The organism is Streptomyces sp. NPDC057654, assembly GCF_042800135.1.
In the GTDB taxonomy this organism is placed as follows: Bacteria; Actinomycetota; Actinomycetes; order Streptomycetales; family Streptomycetaceae; genus Streptomyces.
The window spans coordinates 1-4172 of the sequence record NZ_JBHVHQ010000768.1 but is presented as its reverse complement, the minus strand read 5'-3'; the positions used below and the strand labels follow the sequence as shown (position 1 = coordinate 4172).

General features: G+C 69.7%; 5 protein-coding genes. 4 read left to right on the top strand and 1 reads right to left on the bottom strand.

Going from position 1 to position 4172, the window contains the following annotated elements:
* Positions 1–688, top strand: a 688-nt coding sequence (locus ACFU99_RS35435; protein WP_384400259.1) for an inositol monophosphatase family protein, incomplete at its 5' end; no start/stop codon positions are given.
* A gap of 204 nt (positions 689–892) precedes the next feature.
* Here ACFU99_RS35435 and ACFU99_RS35430 read toward each other — a convergent pair.
* Positions 893–1078 (bottom strand): hypothetical protein, encoded by a 186-nt coding sequence (locus ACFU99_RS35430; RefSeq protein ID WP_363224969.1) that lies wholly within the window; start codon positions 1076–1078, stop codon positions 893–895.
* A gap of 379 nt (positions 1079–1457) precedes the next feature.
* Here ACFU99_RS35430 and ACFU99_RS35425 point away from each other — a divergent pair, with 379 nt between their 5' ends.
* From ACFU99_RS35425 to ACFU99_RS35415, 3 genes are all read left to right on the top strand, one after another.
* Positions 1458–2111, top strand: a complete 654-nt coding sequence (locus ACFU99_RS35425; RefSeq protein WP_363131049.1) for a response regulator transcription factor — start codon at positions 1458–1460, stop codon at positions 2109–2111.
* Between the two features lie 6 nt (positions 2112–2117).
* Positions 2118–3359, top strand: a complete 1242-nt coding sequence (locus ACFU99_RS35420) for a HAMP domain-containing sensor histidine kinase (RefSeq protein WP_363224486.1) — start codon at positions 2118–2120, stop codon at positions 3357–3359.
* A 384-nt stretch (positions 3360–3743) separates the two neighbouring features.
* The gene (locus ACFU99_RS35415) at positions 3744–4043 is read left to right on the top strand and encodes a DUF4193 domain-containing protein (protein WP_030884311.1); all 300 of its coding nucleotides are present in this window, start codon (positions 3744–3746) and stop codon (positions 4041–4043) included.
* The last annotated feature ends 129 nt before the right edge of the window (positions 4044–4172 follow it).

The following is a 4172-nucleotide window of genomic DNA, read 5'->3' as shown; positions in this document are numbered from 1 at the left end:
GACCAGCCCCATCGACGTCGTCACCGAGATGGACATCGCCGCCGAGAAGCTGATCACCGACTTCCTCGCCGAGGAGCGCCCCGACGACGGGCTGCTCGGCGAGGAGGGCGCCAGCACGCCGGGCAGCAGCGGCGTGCGCTGGGTCATCGACCCGGTCGACGGCACCGTGAACTACCTCTACGGCCTGCCCTCCTGGTCGGTCTCCATCGCCGCAGAGCTGCACGGCGAGGCCGTGGTCGGCGTCGTCGCGGCCCCGATGCGCGGCGAGACCTACCACGCGGTCCTCGGCGAGGGCGCGTACGCCGACGACGAGCGGGTGCGCTGCAACCCCGCCCCCGCCTTCGAACAGGCCCTGATCGGCACCGGCTTCGGCTACCTCACCGAACGCCGGGCGGCCCAGGCCGAGGTGGTCCGTGCCCTGCTGCCGCGCGTGCGCGACATCCGGCGCGCCGGCTCCGCCGCCATCGACCTGTGCGACGTGGCCTGCGGCCGTCTCGACGGCTATTACGAGCGCGGCCTGAACCCCTGGGACTTCGCGGCGGGCGCCCTCATAGCGCGCGAAGCGGGCGCCCTCACCGGCGGCCGCCCCGGCGACCTCCTCTCCGGAGAACTCGCCGTCACCGCCCCGCCCGGCCTCTTCGAGCCCCTCCAGGAACTCCTGGACAACCTGGGCGCCTGGCACGACTGACCCCACCACCGCCCTCAACCGCCGTGTACGGCCCGTACAGACCGTACGGGCCCCCTCACGCCCCACCGGGACCGCCCGCGCCCGCCGGGGCGGTGTGGGGCCGTACAGCACGAAGCGCCCCCTCACCAAGCATTCGGTGCGGGGGCGCTTCGCTGCGTGGGTGGTGCCGTGTGGGTCGGCCGGGCCCGTGGCGGGGCCGGTGGCTCAGGCGGCGGTTACCTCTACGCCGTGTTCGGCGGCGAGTCGGCGCAGGTCGTCCAGCTCTGCCTGCTCGACCTCGACGAGGAAGTCGTCGCCTGCTTCGCGGGCCTGGTCGAGATCGGTCTGGGTGCTCTCTATACGCTGGAGAATTCCAGCGGTGAACGCGTCCATGATGCGCCCCCTCGGCATGGGTCGATGGCACGGGGGTGTGCCGGCGGCGGTTCGATCACGTGCGTGGCCCCTGAGCGGCAACGAGGTGTGGCGCGCCACATTCAGGGCGTGATCGCGGGTGTGTGCAGTCGTCCTCCCCAACCCCGAGTGAGGGGAAACCTCGGGCGGCCCCCGGAAATCTCGGCATCGTCGAGGGAGCGGCGCGGCGGAGACGAAGGATCTTCGAGGATTCACCGGGGGCTCACCGGCGGATCACGGGGGATTTTTCTTGCGGAATCCCCGGTCATGTTCGGCCGCTCGCCCCCCTTACAGCCGGTTTATCGGGCTTGGGGGCAGGATGGAGTGGCTAACAGCCTGGCAGCCTGCCCAAAAAGGGGCCAAACGGAAGGACAGCGCCGTGCGCGTACTCGTCGTCGAGGACGAGCAGCTGCTCGCCGATGCGGTAGCCACCGGATTGCGCCGGGAGGCCATGGCCGTCGACGTCGTGTACGACGGTGCCGCCGCCCTGGAACGCATCGCCGTCAACGACTACGACGTCGTGGTCCTCGACCGGGACCTCCCGCTCGTCCACGGGGACGACGTCTGCCGCAAGATCGTCGAGCTGGGCATGCCCACCCGCGTGCTGATGCTGACCGCCTCCGGCGACGTCAGCGACCGCGTGGAGGGGCTGGAGATCGGGGCGGACGACTATCTGCCCAAGCCCTTCGCGTTCAGCGAGCTGACCGCGCGCGTACGGGCGCTGGGGCGCCGTACGACCGTCGCGCTGCCGCCGGTCCTGGAGCGCGCGGGGATCAAGCTCGACCCGAACCGCCGCGAGGTGTTCCGGGACGGCAAGGAGGTGCAGCTGGCGCCGAAGGAGTTCGCGGTGCTGGAGGTGCTGATGCGCAGCGAGGGGGCCGTGGTCTCGGCCGAGCAGCTGCTGGAGAAGGCCTGGGACGAGAACACCGACCCGTTCACCAACGTCGTACGGGTCACGGTCATGACGCTCCGCCGCAAGCTCGGCGAGCCCGCCGTGATCGTCACCGTGCCCGGCTCCGGATACCGGATCTGACCCCGCATGGCCTCGACCCCCGCTCCGCCGACGGCCCCGCCCAAACCGGCGTGGGACCCGCGACAGCCCGTCGTGCGCCCCTTCCCGTGGTTCCGCCCGACCATCCGGATACGGCTCACCCTGCTCTACGGCGGGATGTTCCTGATGGCCGGGATCGTGCTGCTCACGATCATCTACCTGCTGGCGGCCCAGGCCCTGCACGTCGGCAACGAGCTGCCGTTCAAGCTGCTGGGCGGCAGCGTGCAGTCGACCAACGACACCTGTCCGGGCATCTCCGGAAACCTCAAGACGGACCAGTTCAACGAGGTTCTCTACAACTGCATGCAGGACCAGCGCCGGCTCGCCCTCAACGGCCTGCTGCGCCGCTCGCTGCTGGCCCTGCTGGGCCTGAGCGTCGTCGCGTTCGCGTTCGGCTACGCGATGGCCGGCCGGGTGCTCTCCCCGCTGGGCAAGATGACCCGCACGGCCCGCCGCGTCGCCGGTACGGACCTGAGCCGGCGCATCGAACTGGGCGGCCCGGACGACGAGTTGAAGGAGCTCTCGGACACCTTCGACGAGATGCTCGACCGGCTGGAGCGCTCGTTCACCGCGCAGCAGCGCTTCGTGGCGAACGCCTCCCACGAGCTGCGCACGCCGTTGGCGATCAACCGCACGCTGCTGGAGGTGCACCTCTCCGACCCGGAGGCGTCCCCGGAGCTCCAGCAGCTCGGTAAGACCCTGCTGGCGACCAACGAGCGCAGTGAGCAGCTCGTGGAGGGGCTGCTGCTGCTCGCGCGCAGCGACAACGAGCTCGTGGACCGCAAGCCCGTGGACCTCGCCGAGGTGGCGACCCAGGCCGTCGACCAGACCCGCGCGGAGGCCCAGGCCAAGGACGTGGAGCTGACGGGCGACCGGCAGCCCGCCGTCGTCCAGGGCAACGGCGTGCTGCTGGAGCGGATCGCGCTGAACCTGGTGCAGAACGCGGTGCGCTACAACACCCCGGACGGCTGGGTGCGGGTGACGACGGAGAGCCAGCGGGGGCAGGCGGTGCTGGTGGTGGAGAACACCGGGCCGGTCGTCCCGGCGTACGAGGTGGACAACATCTTCGAGCCCTTCCGGCGGCTCCGTACCGAGCGCACGGGCAGCGACAAGGGCGTCGGTCTCGGCCTGTCGATCGTGCGCTCCGTGGCGCGCGCGCACGGCGGCCGGATCACCGCGGAGCCACGGGAAGGCGGTGGCCTCGTGATGCGCGTCGTGCTCCCGGCCTGAGATCCTTCTCTTGAGAGGTTCGCTTTGGGCGGAATTTTCATGGTCCGCCGACACCGTGATCATGTGTGATCGATCACATGAGCAAACTTCCGGCCATCCACTCTCCGTGATCGCGAAAGCCGCCGTAACGCCGGGAAAATCCGGGTTTCCAGGGGTCTTGATCACGGGAAGTACTCGTGATGGCGCGTGACAGTGCGACTTTCGGACCGTGTACGGTCCCGATCGCCACCCAACCTGATCACCTCTTCAGGGGTGCGGTTGGGTGTCGATTGAGTAACAGACCTTGATGTGAGGCAAAATCTCCGCCTCAGGTCGGGCACAAGTCCGGCCTCTCACGCGTTACGTGCGCTGAGACACCGCAGACACCCAGAGGGGGAGAGCGACATGGCAACGGATTACGACACCCCACGCAAGACCGACGATGACGTCAACGAGGACAGCATCGAGGAACTGAAGGCCCGGCGGAACGACAAGTCGGCGTCGACCGTCGACGTGGACGAATTCGACCAGGCCGAGGGCCTCGAACTGCCCGGTGCGGACCTCTCCAACGAGGAGCTGTCCGTCCGGGTGCTGCCCCGGCAGGCCGATGAGTTCACCTGCATGGAGTGCTTCCTCGTGCACCACCGCAGCCAGCTGGCCGCGGAGAAGAACGGCCAGCCGATCTGCCGCGACTGCGCGGCCTGAGGGACGGGTCTGCGATGGCAGGCTCGTCCCCGTTCCGGAAGCGGCGCTCCCGGCAGCCCGAACTGACCCCCGAGCTGACCGAGGACGCCGCCTTGCAGCGCGCCATGGCCCAGAACGACCAGCGTGACG

Coding starts and splice junctions, on each gene's coding strand:
- ACFU99_RS35420 (WP_363224486.1), top strand. CDS start 2,118: ATGGCCTCGACCCCCGCTCCGCCGACGGCCCCGCCCAAACCGGCGTGG.
- ACFU99_RS35415 (WP_030884311.1), top strand. CDS start 3,744: ATGGCAACGGATTACGACACCCCACGCAAGACCGACGATGACGTCAAC.
- ACFU99_RS35430 (WP_363224969.1), bottom strand. CDS start 1,078: ATGCCGAGGGGGCGCATCATGGACGCGTTCACCGCTGGAATTCTCCAG.